Raw genomic sequence first — 2,701 nt, forward strand, 5'->3', positions numbered from 1 at the left:
TGCGGCAGACGAATCCGCAGCACGTTTCCGTCTCGTTCGACGGACATCACGTGTAACCCCTTCGTCGCGGGGCCCGCCAGGATCTGTCCCGTGAAATCGTACGTGGATTTGCCCACGCTGCAGCATTGCACGGTGTCTGTGCCCGGCACGAAGTCCACACGGCGGCCCATATGCCCGCAACAGTTGTGGAGCGCTCGGAACACGCGGTCCTCCCCGTGGACAACGAGTACACGCAGCGGCAGCCCCTTGCCCTCCAGCCGCAGGGACGCGGAAAGCGCCGCCAATTCGGGCGCGCGCTCGAGATCCACGGTCACCATGCCGTCTTCATAGTTCCAGCAATCCGGGTCGCGCGGCATGCGCGTCTGCGGCAGCCCGAGAATGCGCTGCCAGAACGACCGCCGCAACGTCTGCCCAGCCATAGTCCCCTCCCGCGGTTTCGCCGCTCACTTCGACGACTTGATCTTCATGTCCTTGTCGACGCGCACGCCTTCACGCTTCTCGACCAGCTTGCACAGCGCCAACCCCGTCTGTTCGTCGAAACCGGTCACTTCTATGCGCGCGACAGGCCGTTGCCGGTACGCAATCACGCGGCCACCCGCCTCAATGGGTTCGCCCTCCTGCAGGACGGTGAACACCTGTCCGGCCTTCACGCCATGGAGCGCAGTCAGATTGGTCAGGATTGCGCTTTCGTCCGTGGCGTCGGCGACCAGCCCGCGAATTTCCTGCCCGGTGTAAAAGTTGGTCAGTTCATCGATAATCGCGCCGATCGGCCCGAGCACCCTGCCCGGCGGCATATCGGCCTTGTAGTGCAACAGGATTTCGCCCGTCGTGGTGTCGGTTACGCGCAGAAACACAAACGGATCGTCGTCAATCTGGTCGAAATCGATGAAAGACAAGTACCGCGCGATTTTTATTTTGCCGGGCGCGGTCGCGGTGTCGGGGTCGGCCAGCGCGCTAAGCTGCTGTTCCTGCAGGATCAGGTCCAGGTTCTCGCGCTCGACCACCGCCACATTCAGCCGCGTGCGCAACTGCGCCGCAATCTCGTGCCGCACGGCGGTGTCCGTGCCCGCGCGCGCGAAAAAGACGGCGCGGCCCTGGCGCGGCCCGAGGAAGGACACCACCAGCGGCCGGGTGGTCCAGTCGTCCACGGGCTTTCCTTCCAGGCTCTTCGCGTATTCGGCGAGGTCTTTGATCTGCTGCTGGACCAGGTTGCCGCGCTCGACGTCGTTCGCTTCTTCAAGTTGGCTCAGCATCAGGCTCACCAGTTCGTCGTCTCGGATGCCCGCGGCGCGCTCGAGTGTTTCGCGGGCTTTCTCCGTGTCGCCTTCGGCGCTGTGCACCGTGCTCTCATTACTCAGCGCGACGACGTTGTAGGGGTCCAGCGCGATGGCCTGCTCATACTGGGAGAGCGCCTCGGCCGCGTTCCCCTGTTCCTGCGCGATGCGGCCCTGGACATTCAGCGCTTCCGACCGCTGCCAGTCGTCCGAGGGCAGTTCCGCCGCCTGGCGCGCCGCCGCCGCCGCATCCTCGACCTGCCCCGTGTTCATCAGCGCCTGCGCCCTGACCGTCTGGGCGTAGCCATCCTCGGGCGCCTGACTGGCGACCTCTGCCGCCTTGTCGTATTCGCCCTGCTCCAGCGCGACGCGCGCGAGCCCCGCGCTCGACTGGATCTCGCCGAACTCGGCGACCGCCTCGTCGAGCTTGCCCTCCGATACAAGAATATAACCCTTGAGTTCGCGGACGGCCTGAGTGTCCTCTCCTTCTTCAAGGGCGGCGTCGGCCACTTCCGCGGCCTCGGCCTTCCGCTTCTGGTACAGGTTCTCCGCGACGCGCTTGAGGAAATCGGCGCTCGACGCGCCGCCGCCGCGGATGACCTGCTCGACCGAGCGCTGGCTGTCGGGAGAAACGAACAACACGAGCGGCGTAGCGTCGACATTCTTTAACCAGCCGGCGTCGGCAAGGTCGGCGCTGTCGATGATGTGGTAGCTCAGGTCAAGCTGTTCGGCAAAGGTCTTCAGGGCTTCTTCGTCCTCCTTGAAGCCAAGCGCCGTAATGACCATCTTGTCCCGGCCGTACTTCATGTCCAGCAGCCGTAACTTGAGCGCCAGTTGCTCGCCCGAGGCCGTATCGAAGAAATAATAGATGGCCAGAAAAGGCTTGGCCTCGTCGATCAGCGCGCAGGTATCCACCTCCTCACCCTGGATGTCCACCGCCTTGATACACGGCGCGGGTTCGCCTTTCACAAACTGCGCCGCCGCCGCCGCGGAAAGCGCCAGCAGAAACGCCGCCATCCCAAGCGCATACGAGCACCGCATGTCACTGTCCTCCCCAAATGCTGGGTTGTAGTCTGCCTCTCACCGCTTCTCGCGCGCAAACGCGAGAAGAAAATTTAGCACTATTATACCATCTCCCGCCACAATCCCGAGTCAAACCTACTGTGCAAGCACAAGCACATTCTGGATGGGACTCGTCACGCCGGGGCCATCGGCCTCGACACGGTACGGCAGTTCGCCATCGTAATTTGACGCGTCGGTCTGCCGCGCCTCGAGTTCAGCCCTTGAACCGGCGACCCAAACCCGGACTCGCACCGCTTCGGGAAACTCGGCACAGGGCACTTTGTCGCCCTCCTCGCCGATGACGCCTTGACCAAAAGTCCTGGTCCCCCTCGGGTCCAGCACTTGGACCTTCGCGGGGACGGGCG

3 protein-coding genes are annotated in these 2,701 nt (G+C 63.9%); all 3 read right to left on the reverse strand.

Annotated elements, in window-relative coordinates; translation table 11 throughout:
* On the reverse strand, positions 1-419 hold a 419-nt coding region (locus KA184_07960), incomplete at its 3' end, for a Rieske 2Fe-2S domain-containing protein (protein ID MBP8129503.1).
* A 24-nt stretch (positions 420-443) separates the two neighbouring features.
* Positions 444-2,315 (reverse strand): tetratricopeptide repeat protein, encoded by a 1,872-nt coding sequence (locus KA184_07965; protein MBP8129504.1) that lies wholly within the window; start codon positions 2,313-2,315, stop codon positions 444-446.
* A gap of 117 nt (positions 2,316-2,432) precedes the next feature.
* On the reverse strand, positions 2,433-2,701 hold a 269-nt coding region (locus KA184_07970; protein ID MBP8129505.1), incomplete at its 5' end, for a hypothetical protein.

Source organism: Candidatus Hydrogenedentota bacterium (assembly GCA_018005585.1).
Classification (GTDB): domain Bacteria; phylum Hydrogenedentota; class Hydrogenedentia; order Hydrogenedentales; family JAGMZX01; genus JAGMZX01.

Coding starts and splice junctions, on each gene's coding strand:
- KA184_07965 (MBP8129504.1), bottom strand. CDS start 2,315: ATGCGGTGCTCGTATGCGCTTGGGATGGCGGCGTTTCTGCTGGCGCTT.